The 16,298-nt window shown below is 68.6% G+C and carries 18 protein-coding genes; 11 read left to right on the plus strand and 7 right to left on the minus strand.

Translation table 11 applies throughout. The features are described from left to right. Positions 1–16: 16 nt before the first annotated feature. The 10 genes from OMP39_RS09100 to OMP39_RS09145 all read left to right on the plus strand — a co-directional run bounded on the left by OMP39_RS09100 (position 17) and on the right by OMP39_RS09145 (position 8,515). Complete coding sequence (locus OMP39_RS09100) at positions 17–1,471, plus strand: 2-hydroxymuconic semialdehyde dehydrogenase (protein ID WP_132765115.1); 1,455 nt, start codon at positions 17–19, stop codon at positions 1,469–1,471. After that, a complete protein-coding gene (locus OMP39_RS09105; RefSeq protein WP_132765112.1) occupies positions 1,468–2,319 on the plus strand; it encodes an alpha/beta fold hydrolase in 852 nt (283 codons plus the stop codon). The genes OMP39_RS09100 and OMP39_RS09105 overlap by 4 nt, the downstream gene beginning before the upstream one ends. A gap of 19 nt (positions 2,320–2,338) precedes the next feature. Next, positions 2,339–3,124 carry a 2-oxopent-4-enoate hydratase gene (gene dmpE, locus OMP39_RS09110; RefSeq protein WP_132765095.1) on the plus strand — a complete coding sequence of 262 codons (786 nt, stop codon included), beginning with the start codon at positions 2,339–2,341 and terminating at the stop codon, positions 3,122–3,124. A 20-nt stretch (positions 3,125–3,144) separates the two neighbouring features. Then, complete coding sequence (gene dmpH / locus OMP39_RS09115) at positions 3,145–3,933, plus strand: 2-oxo-3-hexenedioate decarboxylase (RefSeq protein WP_104356882.1); 789 nt, start codon at positions 3,145–3,147, stop codon at positions 3,931–3,933. Between the two features lie 26 nt (positions 3,934–3,959). After that, positions 3,960–4,532, plus strand: a complete 573-nt coding sequence (locus tag OMP39_RS09120) for an antibiotic biosynthesis monooxygenase (protein WP_132765093.1) — start codon at positions 3,960–3,962, stop codon at positions 4,530–4,532. 26 nt (positions 4,533–4,558) lie between these two features. Continuing rightward, complete coding sequence (locus OMP39_RS09125) at positions 4,559–5,473, plus strand: acetaldehyde dehydrogenase (acetylating) (protein WP_104356884.1); 915 nt, start codon at positions 4,559–4,561, stop codon at positions 5,471–5,473. 13 nt (positions 5,474–5,486) lie between these two features. Then, complete coding sequence (gene dmpG / locus OMP39_RS09130) at positions 5,487–6,527, plus strand: 4-hydroxy-2-oxovalerate aldolase (protein ID WP_264891427.1); 1,041 nt, start codon at positions 5,487–5,489, stop codon at positions 6,525–6,527. Continuing rightward, positions 6,524–7,774 (plus strand): ABC transporter substrate-binding protein, encoded by a 1,251-nt coding sequence (locus tag OMP39_RS09135; protein WP_264891428.1) that lies wholly within the window; start codon positions 6,524–6,526, stop codon positions 7,772–7,774. The genes dmpG and OMP39_RS09135 overlap by 4 nt, the downstream gene beginning before the upstream one ends. 35 nt (positions 7,775–7,809) lie before the next feature. Beyond that, positions 7,810–8,001, plus strand: coding sequence for a 2-hydroxymuconate tautomerase (locus OMP39_RS09140; protein ID WP_264891429.1), 192 nt, complete (start codon positions 7,810–7,812; stop codon positions 7,999–8,001). Positions 8,002–8,134: 133 nt separating this feature from the next. Beyond that, positions 8,135–8,515: an RcnB family protein gene (locus OMP39_RS09145; protein WP_264891430.1), complete on the plus strand. Its 381-nt coding sequence runs from the start codon at positions 8,135–8,137 to the stop codon at positions 8,513–8,515. A 122-nt stretch (positions 8,516–8,637) separates the two neighbouring features. Here OMP39_RS09145 and icd read toward each other — a convergent pair whose 3' ends face one another. The 3 genes from icd to hemN all read right to left on the minus strand — a co-directional run bounded on the left by icd (position 8,638) and on the right by hemN (position 12,155). Then, positions 8,638–9,891, minus strand: a complete 1,254-nt coding sequence (gene icd / locus OMP39_RS09150) for an NADP-dependent isocitrate dehydrogenase (protein WP_264891431.1) — start codon at positions 9,889–9,891, stop codon at positions 8,638–8,640. 207 nt (positions 9,892–10,098) lie between these two features. Continuing rightward, entirely contained in the window at positions 10,099–10,761 is a 663-nt protein-coding gene (locus OMP39_RS09155) for a sulfite exporter TauE/SafE family protein (protein ID WP_264891432.1), read from the minus strand. Further along, on the minus strand, positions 10,761–12,155 hold the full coding sequence (gene hemN, locus OMP39_RS09160) for an oxygen-independent coproporphyrinogen III oxidase (protein WP_264891433.1): 1,395 nt from the start codon (positions 12,153–12,155) through the stop codon (positions 10,761–10,763). Before hemN ends, OMP39_RS09155 begins: the two co-directional genes overlap by 1 nt. A 234-nt stretch (positions 12,156–12,389) precedes the next feature. On the opposite strand from hemN, the gene fnr reads away from it, so the two are divergent. Then, positions 12,390–13,112, plus strand: a complete 723-nt coding sequence (gene fnr, locus OMP39_RS09165) for a fumarate/nitrate reduction transcriptional regulator Fnr (protein WP_264891434.1) — start codon at positions 12,390–12,392, stop codon at positions 13,110–13,112. Between the two features lie 70 nt (positions 13,113–13,182). Here the strand turns inward: fnr and OMP39_RS09170 are convergent, their stop codons facing one another. Genes OMP39_RS09170 through ccoP form a run of 4 tightly spaced genes read right to left on the minus strand, consistent with a single transcriptional unit; the run spans position 13,183 to position 16,287 of the window. Next, entirely contained in the window at positions 13,183–13,482 is a 300-nt protein-coding gene (locus OMP39_RS09170) for a hypothetical protein (protein WP_264891435.1), read from the minus strand. Between the two features lie 51 nt (positions 13,483–13,533). Beyond that, entirely contained in the window at positions 13,534–13,821 is a 288-nt protein-coding gene (locus OMP39_RS09175; RefSeq protein ID WP_264891436.1) for a FixH family protein, read from the minus strand. Positions 13,822–13,835: 14 nt separating this feature from the next. Beyond that, positions 13,836–15,353, minus strand: a complete 1,518-nt coding sequence (ccoG, locus tag OMP39_RS09180; protein ID WP_425340618.1) for a cytochrome c oxidase accessory protein CcoG — start codon at positions 15,351–15,353, stop codon at positions 13,836–13,838. A gap of 4 nt (positions 15,354–15,357) precedes the next feature. Beyond that, positions 15,358–16,287, minus strand: a complete 930-nt coding sequence (gene ccoP, locus OMP39_RS09185; RefSeq protein ID WP_264891438.1) for a cytochrome-c oxidase, cbb3-type subunit III — start codon at positions 16,285–16,287, stop codon at positions 15,358–15,360. Positions 16,288–16,298 lie beyond the last annotated feature (11 nt).

Below are 16,298 nucleotides of genomic sequence, written 5' to 3' on the forward strand. Positions count from 1 at the left end.
AACCCATGGACCCACCATGAAACAGTTCCTGAACTTCATCAACGGCGAGTTCGTCGCCACCGGCAAGACCTTCGAGAACCGCAACCCGGCCACCAACCAGGTGATCGGGCTGGTGCACGAGGCCGGCCAGGCCGAGGTCGACGCCGCCGTGGCCGCCGCCCGCGCGGCGCTCAAGGGCGAATGGGGCCGCATGAGCGTGGTGCGCCGTGCCGAGCTGCTGCACGCCGTGGCCGACGAGATCAACCGCCGCTTCGACGACTTCCTCGAGGCCGAGATCGCCGACACCGGCAAGCCGCGCTCGCTGGCCAGCCACGTGGACATCCCGCGCGGCGCTGCCAACTTCAAGATCTTTGCCGACATCGTCAAGAACGTCCCGACCGAGAGCTTCCAGATGGCCACGCCCGACGGCGGCACGGCCCTGAGCTACGCGCTGCGCACGCCGCTGGGCGTGGTCGGCGTGATCTGCCCCTGGAACCTGCCGCTGCTGCTGATGACCTGGAAGGTCGGCCCGGCGCTGGCCTGCGGCAACACCGTGATCGTCAAGCCCTCCGAGGAAACGCCGGCCACCGCGACGCTGCTGGGCGAGGTGATGAACGCGGTCGGCGTGCCCAAGGGCGTGTACCAGGTGCTGCACGGCTTCGGCCCCGGCTCCGCCGGCGAGTTCATCACCCGGCACCCCGGCATCAACGGCATCACCTTCACCGGCGAGACCCGCACCGGCGAGGCCATCATGGCCGCCGCGGCCAAGGGGGTGCGCCCGGTCAGCTTCGAGCTGGGCGGCAAGAACGCGGGCATCGTGTTCGCCGACGCCGACTTCGAGAAGGCCGTGGCCGGCATCACCCGCAGCGCGTTCGAGAACTGCGGCCAGGTCTGCCTGGGCACCGAGCGCGTGTACGTGCAGCGGCCGATCTTCGAGAAGTTCGTCGCCGCGCTGAAGGAGAAGGCCGAGGGCCTGAAGATCGGCGGCCCGGACACCCCGGGGGTGGGCATCGGCCCGCTGATCTCCGCCGAGCACAAGAAGAAGGTGCTGGGCTACTACGAGCGCGCCCGCGCCGAGGGCGCGACCATCGTGACCGGCGGCGGCGAGCCGCAGCTGGGCGGCGAGCTGGCGCACGGCCACTTCGTGCAGCCGACCATCTGGACCGGCCTGCCCGAGACCTCCGCCGTGATCCGCGAGGAGATCTTCGGCCCGTGCTGCCACATCGCCCCCTTCGACACCGAGGAGGAAGCGATCGCGCTGGCCAACGACACGGACTACGGCCTCGCCACCACCGTGTGGACGAGCAACCTGGAGACCGCGCACCGCGTGGCCGCGCGGATCGACGTCGGCCTGTGCTGGATCAACTCCTGGTTCCTGCGCGACCTGCGCACCGCCTTCGGCGGCGCCAAGGCCAGCGGCATCGGCCGCGAGGGCGGCGTGCATTCGCTCGAGTTCTACACCGAGCTGCGCAACGTGATGGTGAAGCTGTGACGAACCCTGCCAACCCCGAGATCGGCCGCCGCGTGCGCACCGGCGGCTTCGACACCAACGTGCACGACCTGGGCGCCTCGCGCCCGGGCCAGCCGCCGGTGCTGTTCATCCACGGCTCCGGGCCCGGCGTCAGCGCCTGGGCGAACTGGCGCCTCGCGATCCCCGTGCTGGCGAAGGAACGGCGCGTGCTCGCGCCCGACATGGTCGGATTCGGCTACACCGAGCGGCCCGCCGGCATCGCGTACACGATGGACACCTGGGTGCAGCAGGCGCTGGACCTGCTGGACGCGCTGGACCTCCCCCAGGCCGACGTGGTGGGCAACAGCTTCGGCGGCGGGCTGTCGCTGGCGCTAGCGATCCGCGCCCCGCACCGGGTGCGCCGCCTGGTGCTGATGGGCTCGGTGGGCGTGTCCTTCCCCATCACGCCGGGCCTGGACGCGGTGTGGGGCTACCAGCCCTCGGTGGAGAACATGAAGCGCATCATGGACGTGTTCGCGTACAACCGCGACCTGCTGACCGACGAGCTGGCCGAGATGCGCTATCGCGCCAGCATCCGCCCGGGCGTGCAGGAGTCCTATGCCGCGATGTTCCCCGCGCCGCGCCAGCGCTGGGTCGACGCGATGGCCAGCCGCGAGTCGGACATCCGCGCCCTGCCCCACGAGACGCTGATCCTGCACGGCCGCGAGGACCAGGTCATCCCCCTGCAGACCTCGCTGACGCTGTCGAGCTGGATCCCGCGCAGCCAGCTGCACGTGTTCGGCCACTGCGGCCACTGGACCCAGATCGAGCACGCGGCGCGCTTCACGCAGCTGGTGTCGAACTTCCTCACCGAGGCCGACGCGGCCTGAGGCCCCACCCGAGACGACCATGGACGCTTCCACCCTCCAACGCTACGGCGACGAGCTGTACCAGGCCCTGGTCCACCGCGAACCGGTGGCCCCGCTGACCGAGCGAGAACCCGGCATCACCATCGACGACGCCTACCAGATCCAGCTGCGCATGATCCAGCACCGGCTCGACGCCGGCGAGCGGGTCGTGGGCAAGAAGATCGGCGTGACCAGCAAGGTCGTGATGGACATGCTGGGCGTGAACCAGCCGGACTTCGGCCACCTGCTGTCGGGCATGGCGTACGACGAAGGCCAGCCGATCTCCGTCGGCAGCCTGATCGCCCCGCGCGCCGAGGCCGAGGTGGCCTTCATCCTGGCGCGCAACCTCGAAGGCCCGGGCGTGACCGCGGCCGACGTGCTGCGCGCCACCGACTGCGTGATGCCCTGCTTCGAGATCGTCGACTCGCGCATCCGCGACTGGAAGATCCGCATCCAGGACACCGTGGCCGACAACGCCTCCTGCGGCGTGTTCACGCTGGGCGGCGTGCGACGCAGCCCGCGCGACCTGGACCTGGCGCTGGCCGGCATGGTGCTGGAGAAGAACGGCGAGGTCATCAGCACCTCCACCGGCGCCTCGGTGCAGGGCTCGCCGGTCAACGCGGTGGCGTGGCTGGCCAACACCCTGGGCCGGCTCGGCATCGCCCTCAAGGCCGGCGACGTGATCCTCTCCGGCTCGCAATCGCCGCTGGTGCCGGTGGTCGCCGGCGACAGCCTGCATTGCAGCGTCGGCGGCCTGGGCAGCGCCTCGGTGCGCTTCGTCGCCTGATTTCCAAGGACACCCCTCACATGGCACTCGACCAACACACCATCGCCCGGCTTGCCGAGCACCTGGAAACCGCAGAGCTGCAGGCGCGCGACGTCACCAAGATCACCGACGACCACCCCGAAATGGACTGGGCCGACGCCTACGCCATCCAGGAGGCGATCCGCGCCCGCAAGGAAGCCCGCGGCCACCGCACCGTGGGCCTCAAGTGCGGCCTGACCTCCTACGCCAAGATGAAGCAGATGGGCGTGGACTCGCCCGTGTTCGGCTTCGTCAGCGACTACATGGCCTGCCCCGAAGGCAGCACCATCCCGATGGCCGGCCTGATCCATCCCAAGGTGGAAGCCGAGATCTGCATCGTCACCAAGGCCCCGTTGACCGGTCCGGGCTGCCACGTCGGCGCGGTGCTGGCCGCGATCGACTTCGTGATCCCCGGCGTCGAGATCATCGACAGCCGCTACCGCGACTTCAAGTTCGACCTCAAGAGCGTGATCGCGGACAACACCTCGGCCTCGCGCTTCGTCACCGGCGGCCGCGCCCGCCGCCCCGATGACCTGGACCTGCGCACGCTGGGCGTGGTGCTGGAGAAGAACGGCGAGATCGTCGCGATGGCCGCCGGCGCCGCGGTGATGGGCCACCCGGCCGCCGCCGTCGCGGCCCTGGCCAACCACCTGGGCGCGCGCGGCCAGAGCATCCCGGCCGGCACCTTCATCATGACCGGCGGCGTGACCGAGGCGATCGCGGTGCAGGCCGGCGACCAAGTGAACGTGCGCTTCCAGGACCTGGGTTCGGTGAGCATGCGCTTCGCCTGAACCGTCACCTGCACCCGACCGGCGCCATGTCCAGCCCCGCCCCCACCCCGCCGCGTGCCGTGACCGTGCTGATCACGCGGCGCGTGCCGCCTTCGCAGGCCGCCGCGTTCGAGGCAGCCATGGCCGGCATGCTGGAGGCCGCCGCCCGCTTTCCCGGCCACCTCGGCGGCCAGGTGGTGCGCCCCGGCGACCCCGGCAGCGGCGACGAACCCATGCTCTACCACGTGGTGTTCGCCTTCGACGACGAGGCCCACCTCGCGGCCTGGGAGTCCTCCCCCGAGCGCGCGCACTGGCTGGCCCAGGTGCAGGCGCACACGGTGGGCGAGCAGCGCGACCGCGTCAGCGGCGTCGAGTACTGGTTCCAGCCGCCCGGCGGCGCCCCGCAGGCGCCGCCACGCTGGCGCGTGGCCGTGGTCACGTGGCTGGGCATCTTCCCGACCGTGCTGTTCCTGTTCCTGACCGTGGCGCCGTGGCTGGAGCACTGGCCGCTGGTGCCGCGCGTCTTCGTCATCACCGTGCTGGTGGTGGTGATCATGACCTGGCTGGTCGCGCCGCGCCTGACCCGCTGGCTCGCGCACTGGCTGCATGCGGGCCGCTGAGCCCGCGCCACTGAGGAGTTGTTCCCATGACCGAGAAGATCAGATGCGCCGTCATCGGCCCCGGCAACATCGGCACCGACCTGCTCGCCAAGCTGCAGCGCAGCCCGGTGCTGGAGCCGGTGTGGATGGTCGGCATCGACCCGGCTTCCGACGGCCTGAAGCGCGCCCGCGAGCTGGGCCTCAAGACCACGGCCGACGGCGTCGACGGCCTGGTGCCCCACCTGCGCGACGACCGCGTGCAGATCGTCTTCGACGCCACCAGCGCCTACGTGCACGCCGAGAACTCGCGCAAAGTCAACGCGCTGGGCGCGCTGATGATCGACCTCACGCCCGCGGCGATCGGCCCGTACTGCGTGCCGCCCGTGAACCTGCGCGAGCACCTGGGCAAGCGCGAGATGAACGTCAACATGGTCACCTGCGGCGGCCAGGCCACGATCCCCATCGTCGCGGCGGTCAGCCGCGTGCAGCCGGTGGCCTACGGCGAGATCGTCGCCACGGTCTCCAGCCGCTCGGTGGGGCCGGGCACGCGCAAGAACATCGACGAGTTCACCCGCACCACCGCCGGCGCGGTCGAGCAGGTCGGCGGCGCGAAGCAGGGCAAGGCCATCATCATCATCAACCCGGCCGAGCCACCGCTGATCATGCGCGACACGGTGCACTGCCTGACCGAGGACGAGCCGGACCAGGAAGCCATCACGCGCTCGATCCACGAGATGATCCGCGAGGTGCAGCGCTACGTGCCGGGCTACCGGCTGGTCAACGGCCCGGTCTTCGACGGCAAGCGCGTCAGCGTCTTCCTCGAGGTCGAGGGCCTGGGCGACTACCTGCCGAAGTACGCCGGCAACCTGGACATCATGACCGCGGCCGCCGCCCGCACCGCCGAGATGTTCGCCGAGGAGATCCTCAAGGGCGAACTGGTGCTCGAACCCGTGGCCGCCTGACGAGGAGCATCCCATGACACTGACGAACCGGAGCATCACCCTCCACGACATGACGCTGCGCGACGGGATGCACCCCAAGCGCCACCAGATGACGCTGGAGCAGATGAAGTCCATCGCCCAGGGCCTGGACGAGGCCGGCATCCCGCTGATCGAGGTCACGCACGGCGACGGCCTGGGCGGCGCCTCGGTCAACTACGGCTTCCCCCGGCACCGCGACGAGGAGTACCTCGGCGCGGTGATCCCGCTGATGAAGCGCGCCAGGGTCAGCGCCCTGCTGCTGCCCGGCATCGGCACCGTGGACCACCTCAAGATGGCGCACGAGCTGGGCGTGTCCACGATCCGCGTGGCGACCCACTGCACCGAGGCCGACGTCTCCGAGCAGCACATCACGCTGGCGCGCAAGATGGACATGGACACGGTCGGCTTCCTGATGATGGCCCACATGGCCAACCCCGAGAAGCTGGTCGAGCAGGCGAAGCTGATGGAAAGCTACGGCGCCAACTGCGTCTACGTGACCGACTCGGCCGGCCACCTGCTGCCCGACACCGTCAAGGCCCGGGTCGGCGCGGTGCGCGAGGCGCTCAGGCCCGAGACCGAGGTGGGCTTCCACGGCCACCACAACCTGGCCATGGGCGTGGCCAACTCGATCGCCGCGATCGAGGTCGGCGCCAGCCGCATCGACGCGGCGGCCGCAGGCCTGGGCGCGGGCGCGGGCAACACGCCGATGGAAGTGCTGGTCGCGGTGTGCTCGCTGATGGGCATCGAGACCGGCGTGGACGTGTTCAAGATCCAGGACGTGGCCGAGGACCTGGTCGTGCCCATCATGGACTTTCCGATCCGCATCGACCGCGACGCGCTGACGCTGGGCTATGCCGGCGTCTACGGGTCCTTCCTGCTGTTCGCCAAGCGCGCCGAGCAGAAGTACGGCGTGTCCGCGCGCGACATCCTGGTCGAGATGGGCCGCCGCGGCATGGTCGGCGGCCAGGAAGACATGATCGAGGACACCGCGCTGACGCTGGCGCGCCAGCGCGCCGAACGACGCCACGCCGCATGAAGCGCCGGCACCTGCTCACCGCCGCCGCGGCCTGGGCAGCCCTGCCGGCGGCATCGGCCCAGCCGGCCGGCGAGGACGCCACGCTGCGGGTGGCCCTGATCTCACCCACCACAGGGGCCCTGGCCGCCTTCGGGTTGACCAACACCTACGTGCACGAACTGCTGGCCCCGCGCCTGGCCGCGGGGCTGGAGAGCCCCGGGCGCGGCCGGCGCATCGTCCGGCTGGAGCTGCACGACGCCGCCTCGTCGCCGGCCCGCGCCGGCGAGCTGGCCGCCTCGCTCGTGGCCAGCGGCGTGCACATGGTGCTGGCCTCCGGCACGCCGGAGACCTGCAATCCGGTCTCGGACGTCTGCGAGGCCGCGGGCGTGCCCTGCGTCACCACGGTGGCCCCGTGGCAGGCCTGGTTCCACGGCCGCAAGGGCCATCCGGACAAGGGCTTCCAGTGGACCTACCACTTCTTCGTCGGCCTGGAGGACTTCACCGACATCTACTCCAGCCTGCTCGCCCGTGCCGGCCTGGGCACGGTGGTCGGCGGCCTCTGGCCGGACGACATTGACGGCGGGGCCTTCCTCGAAGTGATGCCGCGTGCCTTCGCGCAGCGCGGCCTGACGCTGATGGACCCCGGCCGCGTGCGCCTGGCCGCGCCGGACTACACCGGCATCGCCACCCGCCTGCGCGACGCCCGCGTGAACATGGTCACCGGCGTGCTGCCCCCCCCGGTGGCGCAGGCCTTCTTCGAGGCGGCGCGCCAGGTGGGCTACCAGCCGCGCATGGCCACGATCGCGAAGGCCTTCCCCTTCCCGGACACGGTGGACCGCAGGAGCCTGCCGGGGCTGGCGCTGTGCAACGAGGTCTGGTGGTCGCCGGCCTGGCCGTTCCGCTCCGGCCTCACCGGCGAGACTTCGGCCCAGATCGTGCGCGAATACGAGCAGCGCACCGGACGGCAATGGATCCAGACGCTGGGCTTCTCCCACGCGCTGGTGGACCTGGCAGCACAGGTGATCCAGCAGGCGGCCGAGCCGACCCGGCCCTCGCTGGGCCAGGCCCTGCGCCGCATCCAGGCCCGTACCGTGGTGGGCCCGCTCAGCTTCGCGGGGCGCATGCCCGCGCTCAACGTGTGCTCCACGCCGGCCGTGGGCGGCCAGTGGCTGAAGGACGAGCGGGGGCGCTGGGTGCTGCAGGTGGTGGACAACACCCGCTCGCCGTTCATCCCCGTCACCGCGAAGTTCGCCACCGTCCCGCTGTGACGCCCCTTTCACCTTTTCCGACAGAGGACAACCCCATGCCATTTGCACAGATCTACCTGATCGAAGGCCGCACCGAAGAACAGAAAAAGGCCGTCATCGAGAAGGTCACCCAGGCACTGGTCGAGGCCGTCGGCGCCCCGGTGGCGAACGTGCGTGTCTGGATCACCGAGGTGCCCAAGGAGAACTGGGGCATCGCCGGCGTCACGGCCAAGGAACTCGGCCGCTAGCCTGGCACGGGAGCGCCTGTCGCTCCCGCTTCACGCGTCTTTACACAGCCTTACCCGCCGTTTGCCGCCGCACGCAAGACGCAAAGGGTGGCGCTGCACACTGAAGCTGTCCCGTTCACCAAGGAGCAGCCTCATGCAAGCACGCACCCTGATCGCCCTGGCCACCCTGGCCCTCGGCCTGCAGGCCGGCCTGGCCCACGCCCAGCCGCGTGACCGCCACGCCCCTGCCCCCCGCGTCGAGCATCGCCATGGCCCCGTGCACGGCCATCCCGCTGCCCGCCCGGCCCACCCCCCGGTCGTCGTGGTCCAGCCCGTCCGCGTCGCGGCGCCGCGCCATCACTTCCACCGCGGTGCCCGGCTGCCCGTCGCCTACCGCCACCACGTGGTGCATGACTGGCGCGCCCACCGCCTGAGCGCCCCGCCACGTGGCCACCACTGGGTGCGCGTGGGCTCGGATTTCGTGCTGGTGGCCGCTGCGACCGGCATCATTGCCCACTTCGTGCTGGCTCACTGAGCCGGGCACACGCCGCAAGGCCCCAGCTCGGCGCCATGCGCCAGCCAAGAAAAAACCCCGCTTCTCGCGAAGCGGGGTTTCCATCTGGACCGGCCGGCCCGGCCGTGCCGGGCCGCGGCGGATCACATGTTGTCGATCATCACCTGGCCGAAGCCCGAGCAGCTGACCTGGGTCGCGCCGTCCATCAGGCGGGCGAAGTCGTAGGTCACCTTCTTGCTCTGGATGGCCTTTTCCATCGAGCTGATGATCAGGTCGGCGGCTTCCTTCCAGCCCATGTGGCGCAGCATCATCTCGGCCGACAGGATCTCGGAACCGGGGTTCACGTAGTCCTTGCCGGCGTACTTCGGCGCCGTGCCGTGGGTGGCCTCGAACATCGCGACCGAGTCGGACAGGTTGGCGCCCGGGGCGATGCCGATGCCGCCGACCTGCGCGGCCAGCGCGTCGGAGATGTAGTCGCCGTTCAGGTTCAGCGTCGCGATCACCGAGTACTCGGCCGGACGCAGCAGGATCTGCTGCAGGAACGCGTCAGCGATGGCGTCCTTGATGACGATGTCCTTGCCGGTCTTCGGGTTGGTGAACTTGCACCACGGGCCGCCGTCGATCAGCTCGGCGCCGAACTCGCGCTGCGCCAGGGCATAGCCCCAGTCGCGGAACGCGCCTTCGGTGAACTTCATGATGTTGCCCTTGTGCACCAGCGTCACCGACGGCTTGTCGTTGTCGATGGCGTACTGGATGGCCTTGCGCACCAGGCGCTCGGTGCCTTCCTTGGAGACCGGCTTGATGCCGATGCCCGAGGTTTCCGGGAAGCGGATCTTCTTGACGCCGAACTCGTCCTGCAGGAACTTGATCAGCTTCTTGGCCTTGTCGCTCTGGTAGTCGAACTCGATGCCGGCGTAGATGTCTTCCGAGTTCTCGCGGAAGATCACCATGTCGACCTTCTCGGGCTCCTTGACCGGCGAGGGCACGCCCTTGAAGTAGCGCACCGGGCGCAGGCAGACGTACAGGTCCAGCTCCTGGCGCAGCGCGACGTTCAGCGAGCGGATGCCGCCACCGACCGGGGTGGTCAGCGGGCCCTTGATCGAGACCACGTATTCGCGCACGGCATGCAGCGTCTCCTCGGGCAGCCACACGTCCGGGCCGTACACCTTGGTCGACTTCTCGCCGGCGTAGACCTCCATCCAGTGGATCTTGCGCTTGCCACCGTAGGACTTGGCCACCGCAGCGTCGACCACCTTGATCATCACGGGCGTGATGTCGAAGCCGGTGCCGTCCCCCTCGATGTACGGAATGATGGGATTGTCGGGAACGTTGAGCGAGAAGTCCGGGTTGACCGTGATCTTCTGGCCACCCTCGGGCACCTTGATGTGCTGGTACATGTGAGAAAGCTCCGCGGAACGTGGTTGGTATCGGGTTCTTGCGCGAACGAAAGATTCTAAGTCAGGGCGGCTTTCAGACGACTTTCACCACCCCTGCGGGAGACGGGGCTGGGCCGGCCCCTCGGGGGGTCAACCGTGAGGCGGCGCCCGCCTTTGCCCCACGTACCTGGAGGCGGTGGCGCGCCCAGGGGCGCCACCCGAGCCCGCTCAGCACACCCCGGCGGCCACCTTGGACCACACGCCATGGCCGAGGGCCCACGCGGACGAGGCGAGCAGGAAGCCCCCCGCCAGCCGCACGGCGAGGGTGCCCCCGCCCGCCCGGGCGCCGAAGCGCTGCCACAGCATGGGCCCGACCTGGAGGCCGAGCGCCGAACCGAAGGCGAAGGCCGCCATCACCAGGGCCCCCTGCCCGGCTCCTGGGGCGAGTGCCGCCACCATCAGGGCGGAGTACAGAAGCCCGCACGGCAGCAGCACCCACAGCAGCCCCGCCGCGAAGGGCACCTGCAGGCTGGACCAGCCGAGCGTGCGGTGGCGCATCTCCTGCCAGACGCGGTGAGCCAGACCTTCGAGCCAAGCCGGCTGACGACCGCGCCAGACCAGGGCGATCCCGAGCGCGAGCACGGCCACGTGAAACAGCGCCCAGAAGGGGCGCAGCCAGGCGCTGTGCTCGGCCCCCCACTGAAGGGCGCCAGCCGAGGTGGCCACCACGGCGCCCAGCGTGGCATAGCCGGCCAAACGGCCGAGCTGGAACGACAGCAGGCGCGGCCGGGTGCACCCCACCCCGGCGGTCGCAGCGCCGCACATGGCCACGCAGTGAGGACTGCCGGCGAGCCCCATCAACAACGCGGTGAAGACGAGTCCCGAGACCATCAGATGATCTTGGAGAAGCGCTGGCGGCTGCGGTCGGCCTGGAGGTAGCGGTCGAACACCATCGCGATGCCACGCACGAAATACCACCCCATGGGCGTGACGCACACGCCGTCGGGCTCGATCGTGACCAACCCCTCCTCGGCCAGCGCCGCCAGCCGTTCCAGTTCGGCGGCGAAGTAGCGGCGGAAGTCGATGAGATACGAGACCTCGATCGACTCGAACACCACGTGCCCCTGGCACATCAGCGCCATGATGACCGCACGGCGCACGAGGTCGTCCCTGTCGAGCGCGAGACCGCGCACCACCGGGAAACGCCCCTGCGCGAGTGCATCATAGTACTCGGGCAGCGTCTTGGCATTTTGGCTGTAGGTGGCGCCGATGCGGCCGATGGCCGACACCCCCAGCCCGATCAGATCGCAGTCGGGCTGCGTGCTGTAGCCCTGGAAGTTGCGATGCAGCCGGCCCTGGCGCTTGGCCACGGCCAGCGCGTCGTCATGCAAGGCGAAGTGGTCCATGCCGATGTACGCATAGCCCCGGCCTAGGAAGCTGGCGATGGCCCCCGACAGCATCGAGATCCGGTCCTCAGCGCTCGGCAGCTCGCTGGCATCGATGCGGCGCTGAGGCTTGAAGCGCTCGGGCAGATGCGCATAGGCGTACAGCGCGATGCGGTCGGGACGCAGCTCGCCGACCTGCTCGAGCGTGCGGGCGAACGACGCCGGGGTCTGTCGCGGCAGTCCGTAGATCAGATCCACGTTGAGTGACTCGAAGCTCAGCTGGCGGGCGGCTGCCATCAGCTCGGCGACGCTCTCGCGAGACTGGGCCCTGTGGACCGCCTTCTGAACCTGGGGGTCGAAGTCCTGCACACCGAAGCTCAGCCGGTTGAAGCCGAGCCGCGCGAGATGTGCAAGACGATCGGGAGTGACGGTGCGAGGATCGACCTCGATAGAGTACTCGCCGCCGGGAACGAGCCGGAAAGCCCGGCGCAGGCTGCCCATCACGCGCTCCAGTTCCGCATCGGATAGGAAGGTGGGCGTGCCGCCTCCGAAATGTAGCTGGGATACGGCCTGCGCGGAGCCGAGCACCTCGCGGTGCATCGCGATTTCGCGGTCGAGCGCGTCCAGGTACTCGCCGGCGCGCTCGTGGTGCTTCGTGATCACCTTGTTGCAGGCGCAGTAGTAGCACACCGACTCGCAGAACGGGATGTGGACGTAGATCGACAACGGAGCGTGCAGCCCCCCCACCCCGCTGGCGCGTTGCTCCAGTGCCTGACGGTAGTGCGACTCCGTGAAGGCCTCCACGAACCTGTCGGCCGTGGGATACGACGTATAGCGAGGGCCGGGCACATCGAAGCGGGCCAGCAACTCGCGATCGAGAGGAGGAAGGACGGTCTCCATGGTGGCTCCACTGTGCCAAGGCAGAACTCCGGGGCGCTTGATCTGTCTCAAGGTCACGGTCGCTGCGACGCGAAAGAATCCCACCCGTACTTGAGGATGATCATGCTGCTCCACCGTGCCCGCTCCCGCTCCACTGTGATCCGGTCCGCGAGGCAGGAGTCCGTATGGGACGCGGGGTCACCTCGGGAAAGCCACGGCCATCCGATAATGGGTTCCACCGGAACTGCGAAGAAGATGATCAAACTCAACGAACTGAAGGTGGCCTGCTCCAGCTGCAATTTGCGGGAGCTGTGCTTGCCGGTGGGCCTGTCGCGCCCAGAGCTGGAAAAGCTCGACACGCTGGTTGCCACCCGCAGGGCGGTCAAGCGCGGTGAGGCGTTGTTCCACGCGGGCGATCCGTTCCAGTCCCTCTACGCCGTGCGCACCGGCTTCTTCAAGACCTGCATCTCCTCCGAGGACGGGCGGGATCAGGTGACCGGCTTCCAGATGGCCGGCGAGCTGCTGGGGCTGGACGCGATCAGCCAGGATCGCCACACCTGCGATGCGGTGGCCCTGGAAGACTCGCAGGTCTGCGTCATCCCCTACTCGCAGCTGGAGTCGCTTTCGCGTGAGTTCACCGAACTGCAGCACTCGTTCCACAAGATCATGAGTCGGGAGATCGTGCGCGACCACGGAGTGATGTTGCTCCTGGGCAGCATGCGCGCAGAAGAACGGCTTGCCGCCTTCCTGCTCAACCTGACGCAGCGCCTGCATGCGCGGGGCTTCTCTCCGTCTTCGCTGGTGCTGCGCATGACGCGCGAGGAGATCGGCAGCTATCTCGGCCTCAAGCTGGAGACGGTGAGCCGCACCTTCTCGAAGTTCCAGGACGAGGGGCTCCTGGAAGTCAAGCAGCGCCAGATTCGCATCTTGGACCAAGAAGGCCTGCAGAAGCTGGTCAACTCGGCCAACAACTGCTGAGCCTAGCCCTCGGGTGCGATGCGCTGCCGCCGCTGGCGGCGGGCCCGCCTTCTCGCTGACCCGCGGCTCTTCAGGACGCGGACCGGTGCTGCGGGCGCGGGCAAGCAGGAGGGCGCTGATCCGCCGTCAGAGGACAGCGGTTGACCTCGAAGGGCGAGCGCGCCAGCAAGGTCGTCAGCATGCTGGACAGCATCGTGGCCGCCCAGAAAAGGAAGAAGGCCAGGGTGTAGATCGCCATCGGCGACAACTCGATCGCGCCGCCACCGAGCCAGTGCAGGTCACGCGGGTCGACGAAGGCGAACACCAACATCTCGATCAGGCCCGCCACCAGAAACGCGGGCCAGGCGATCCACATCCACCGCTGCGCCATCCATGCACTCCTTCGGCGGCGCATCGTCGCGCCGCCTGATCCTTTGAGGGCTCATCGCCCGGGCGTTCCACCCGTGGCCGCGTGGTTGCGGACCTCGAGCGCGGGGCGGACGGCCGGGGCTTCCGACGCCGCGGCCTGGCGCTCGGCCATGGTCTTGTTGATCTCCAGTCCACGACGGTAGTAGTCGGGATCGACCACCGGATCAGGACGCGACACCGCCAAGACGAGGGTCGCCACGCCGGCCAGGATGACGGCCGCAGGTCCGCCCACCACGAGCCACATCATAGGTTCGCGCCACCATGCGCGGGGCTGGGTTTTGGAGGGTTCGAGGGTTTTCATGGGGGCTCCTGCGTTCAGCGCGGCACCAGGAAGGTGGACTTCTCGTGCACCGTGCGAGCGGCCTCCTCGCCGTCCGGCAACCGCTCGATAGCGAACTGGATGGGGCTGGAGCGCCCGGCCAGCTCGGCGGCAGACTCCGGGGGGACCTGCACACGAACGGCCACCCAGCGGGATTCGGCCGGTGCGATGTCGACCTGCGAGTGCGAGGCGACCGAGATGCCGGCGATGCCTTCCACCGAGATCCGGTAGCGCTGCTCGCGCTCGGTGCTGTTCATGATCTGCAGCCGGTACACGTTCTCGACGCGGCCGTCCTCCACGATGCGGGCAAGGGCACCCCGGTCTCGGATGACGTCGACCTTGAACGGGCTGCGCAGCGCGATGCTCGCGACGAAGGCGAGGCTGATGCCGAGCAAGATCGCGCCGTAGATCAGCACCCGCGGGCGCAGTACCCGGCGAAACATCTGGGCGCGTGTCCACCCGTGCTCCATGCCGTTCTCGGTGGAGTAGCGGATGAGCCCGCGCTCGTAGCCCATCTTGTCCATCACGCCGTTGCAGACGTCGATGCATGCGGCGCAGCCGATGCATTCGTACTGCAGGCCGTCACGGATGTCGATGCCGGTGGGGCAGACTTGCACACACAGCGTGCAGTCGATGCAGTCGCCCAACCCCGCCGCCTTTGGATCGATCTTGCGCGAGCGCGAGCCACGGGGCTCGCCGCGTTGCGTGTCGTAGGTGATGATCATCGTGTCCTTGTCGAACATCGCGCTCTGGAAGCGCGCGTAAGGACACATGTACTTGCAGACCTGCTCGCGCATGTAGCCGGCATTGCCGTACGTTGCGAAGCCGTAGAAGAACACCCAGAAGGTCTCCCAGGGGCCGAGGGCGAAGCTCGCGGCAGCCGCTATCAACTCGCGCACGGGGGTGAAGTAGCCGACGAAGGTGAAACCGGTCCACAACGCGATCGCGATCCACGCCGCCTGCTTGGCCGTCTTGCGCCAGATCTTCTCGAAGGTCCAGGGGCCTTCGTCAAGCCGCATTCTCGCGATCCGGTCGCCTTCGATGCGGCGCTCGACCCACATGAAGATCTCGGTGTAGACGGTCTGCGGGCATGCGTAACCGCACCACAGGCGCCCTGCCACGGCCGTGAAGAAAAACAGCCCGAGCGCCGAGATGACGAGCAACGCGGTGAGGTAGATGAAGTCCTGCGGGTACAAGACGAGGTTGAAGATGTAGAACCTGCGCGACAGCAGGTCAAATAGCACGGCCTGCCGGCCGTTCCATTCGAGCCACGGCAGGCCGTAGAAGATGAGCTGCGTGAACCACACCAGCGCCCACCGCCACCCCGCGAACCACCCGCTCACCGAGCGCGCGTAGATCTTTTTTTGCTTGGCATACAGCGAGACGACCTGTTCGGACGTCTCGCCGTGGGCGGGAACCGGCTGGATGGGGATGGTGTGAGGGTTGCGTTTCACTTGGGAACTCGCGGCCGGGGCACACGGCCCCGGCAGGAACTGCTGATCGCCAGCGGGCATCCGTTCATTGCGCGTTGACAGTGCGTGTGCTGGCCGCAGGGCCGTTGGAGAAGCCCCAGACGTAGGCGGCGAGGACTCGAATCTGCGCCGGCGTCAGCTTGTCGGCGTGAGCGGGCATCTGGTTGTCCTTGCCGTTGGTGATAATGTTGATGATCGCCTGTTCGCCCCAACCGTGCAGCCAGACCTTGTCGGTGAGGTTGGGCGCACCGAGAGCCTGGTTGCCCTTGCCATCGGCCCCGTGGCAGGCGGCACACGCGCCGAACTTGGCCTTGCCGAGCTGGGCCGCGATCGCGTTGTGGGGGCTGCCGGACAGGCTCAGGACATAGTGCGCCACGTTGCGCACGTCCTGCGCGCCGCCCACGGCGGCGGCCATCGGCGGCATGACGCCATGACGCCCCTTCGCGATGGACTCCATGATCGTCTCGTGATTGCCGCCATAGAGCCAGTCCGTGTCGGTCAGGTTGGGGAAACCCTTGCTGCCACGCGCATCCGAGCCGTGGCACTGCGCGCAGTTGTTGACGAAGATCCGCTCGCCGATGGCCATGGCCTGCGGGTCCTGCACGAGCTGTTCGGCGTTCATGCCCTCGAAACGCGCATACAGCGGCTCAATCTGTGCACGGGCCTTCTCCATCTCGGCCTGGTACTGGGTGGCTTGGCTCCATCCGAGCTTGCCCTGGTAGCTGCCCAGGCCCGGATAGAACACGAGGTAGGCGGCGGCAAAGACGATGGTCAGCACGAACAAGCCCATCCACCACCGCGGCAGCGGGTTGTTGAGTTCGCGCAGATCTCCGTCCCACACGTGGCCGGTGGTGTTGTCGCCTGCCATCACCTTGCGCTTGCTTGCCACGATGAGGAGCAGCAGGCACGCTGCGATGCTGACGACAGTGGTGACGGCGATGAAGACCGACCAGCCGTTGCTGAAGAAGTCGCTCATGAAGTTCTCCT

The organism is Schlegelella aquatica (genome assembly GCF_026013905.1).
Classification (GTDB): domain Bacteria; phylum Pseudomonadota; class Gammaproteobacteria; order Burkholderiales; family Burkholderiaceae_C; genus Caldimonas; species Caldimonas aquatica.

What these genes read in the sequence shown, in the direction of transcription:
- OMP39_RS09100 (WP_132765115.1), top strand. Translation starts at nt 17, where the DNA reads ATGAAACAGTTCCTGAACTTCATCAACGGCGAGTTCGTCGCCACCGGC.
- dmpE (WP_132765095.1), top strand. Translation starts at nt 2,339, where the DNA reads ATGGACGCTTCCACCCTCCAACGCTACGGCGACGAGCTGTACCAGGCC.
- dmpH (WP_104356882.1), top strand. Translation starts at nt 3,145, where the DNA reads ATGGCACTCGACCAACACACCATCGCCCGGCTTGCCGAGCACCTGGAA.
- OMP39_RS09120 (WP_132765093.1), top strand. Translation starts at nt 3,960, where the DNA reads ATGTCCAGCCCCGCCCCCACCCCGCCGCGTGCCGTGACCGTGCTGATC.
- OMP39_RS09125 (WP_104356884.1), top strand. Translation starts at nt 4,559, where the DNA reads ATGACCGAGAAGATCAGATGCGCCGTCATCGGCCCCGGCAACATCGGC.
- dmpG (WP_264891427.1), top strand. Translation starts at nt 5,487, where the DNA reads ATGACACTGACGAACCGGAGCATCACCCTCCACGACATGACGCTGCGC.
- OMP39_RS09135 (WP_264891428.1), top strand. Translation starts at nt 6,524, where the DNA reads ATGAAGCGCCGGCACCTGCTCACCGCCGCCGCGGCCTGGGCAGCCCTG.
- OMP39_RS09140 (WP_264891429.1), top strand. Translation starts at nt 7,810, where the DNA reads ATGCCATTTGCACAGATCTACCTGATCGAAGGCCGCACCGAAGAACAG.
- OMP39_RS09145 (WP_264891430.1), top strand. Translation starts at nt 8,135, where the DNA reads ATGCAAGCACGCACCCTGATCGCCCTGGCCACCCTGGCCCTCGGCCTG.
- icd (WP_264891431.1), bottom strand. Translation starts at nt 9,891, where the DNA reads ATGTACCAGCACATCAAGGTGCCCGAGGGTGGCCAGAAGATCACGGTC.
- OMP39_RS09155 (WP_264891432.1), bottom strand. Translation starts at nt 10,761, where the DNA reads ATGGTCTCGGGACTCGTCTTCACCGCGTTGTTGATGGGGCTCGCCGGC.
- hemN (WP_264891433.1), bottom strand. Translation starts at nt 12,155, where the DNA reads ATGGAGACCGTCCTTCCTCCTCTCGATCGCGAGTTGCTGGCCCGCTTC.
- fnr (WP_264891434.1), top strand. Translation starts at nt 12,390, where the DNA reads ATGATCAAACTCAACGAACTGAAGGTGGCCTGCTCCAGCTGCAATTTG.
- OMP39_RS09170 (WP_264891435.1), bottom strand. Translation starts at nt 13,482, where the DNA reads ATGGCGCAGCGGTGGATGTGGATCGCCTGGCCCGCGTTTCTGGTGGCG.
- OMP39_RS09175 (WP_264891436.1), bottom strand. Translation starts at nt 13,821, where the DNA reads ATGAAAACCCTCGAACCCTCCAAAACCCAGCCCCGCGCATGGTGGCGC.
- ccoG (WP_425340618.1), bottom strand. Translation starts at nt 15,353, where the DNA reads ATGCCCGCTGGCGATCAGCAGTTCCTGCCGGGGCCGTGTGCCCCGGCC.
- ccoP (WP_264891438.1), bottom strand. Translation starts at nt 16,287, where the DNA reads ATGAGCGACTTCTTCAGCAACGGCTGGTCGGTCTTCATCGCCGTCACC.